The following is a 259-nucleotide window of genomic DNA, read 5'->3' as shown; positions in this document are numbered from 1 at the left end:
GCCCCGCCGCAATAACCACCTTAAGGTCGTTGTTACTTGAGGTAACGTACAATTAATTAAAAATTTAATATTAATAATTAAATAATTGCAACAATATCTTAACATACTGAGATAAAGAAAGTATTTTATTTTAGAAAGTTTCTTCCCCACACCGAAGTGTGGGGAAAAGGGTGTACATAAGCTTACGGATTATTAGTACTACTCGACTATGACATTACTGCCTTTACATCTATAGCCTATCAACGTGGTCATCTTCCAC

General features: G+C 34.7%; 1 rRNA gene. It reads right to left on the bottom strand.

Features of this window, described 5'->3' with window-relative positions:
- Positions 1–172: 172 nt before the first annotated feature.
- Positions 173–259 (bottom strand): 23S ribosomal RNA (locus ACHRV5_RS22480); the annotation flags it as partial.

Origin of the sequence: Flavobacterium sp. FlaQc-52, from assembly GCF_044007495.1 — a bacterium.
Lineage (GTDB): Bacteria > Bacteroidota > Bacteroidia > Flavobacteriales > Flavobacteriaceae > Flavobacterium > Flavobacterium cupriresistens.
Note: the sequence above shows the minus strand (reverse complement) of the source record. Positions and strands in the feature narration are given on the sequence as shown.